The 522-nt window shown below is 50.4% G+C and carries 1 protein-coding gene and 1 pseudogene; both read left to right on the top strand.

Annotation, left to right across the window (positions count from 1 at the left end):
- A partial coding sequence (tssD, locus tag ACN1C3_RS33235) for a type VI secretion system tube protein TssD (RefSeq protein ID WP_419119953.1) occupies positions 1-336 on the top strand: 336 nt, incomplete at its 5' end.
- Positions 333-522 (top strand): annotated as a pseudogene (locus ACN1C3_RS33240) (hypothetical protein); the annotation flags it as partial. The gene tssD and the pseudogene ACN1C3_RS33240, both read left to right, overlap by 4 nt.

Consider the following 522-nt stretch of genomic DNA (forward strand, 5'->3'; position numbering starts at 1 on the left):
ATCGGGAATATTAATAAGTCGACGCACAGCCCGATCATCATCACGAAAAGCGTTGATAAATCATCACCGCTACTCGCTCAAGCGCTCTCGAACAGAGAAGAAATAAACTGCACGATCAATTTCTACCGAATAACGTCCGCAGGTGGGCAGGAAAAGTTTTATTCAGTGTCGATCAATGGTGGGGTTATTACTGAACTGACGCTTGAAATGCCTCATGTGATTTATCAAAGCGACGCGGAGCCCCAAGAACAGTTAGCCATTCGTTACCGTGACATTACCTGGACCCACCACATAGCCAAAACCTCCGGTTACAGCTCATGGGGTGAAGAGGGATGAATCCAAACGGTTATGACCTCTGGGACGTCAACAGCGCCGCTGGCAAATTGGTCGGCCAGGCCCACACTATCAGCGTTCGCCATCTTACCCACGGTACAGCGCGTGAGCAGTTCAATTGGGAAGTCGCCTATTACGCAAGGCGGATTGCCGATGATGTCGCCCAAGGCCATAAAACCCCGGAACAAG

The sequence above is a fragment of the Pseudomonas sp. H11T01 genome, assembly GCF_048515765.1.
GTDB lineage: Bacteria > Pseudomonadota > Gammaproteobacteria > Pseudomonadales > Pseudomonadaceae > Aquipseudomonas.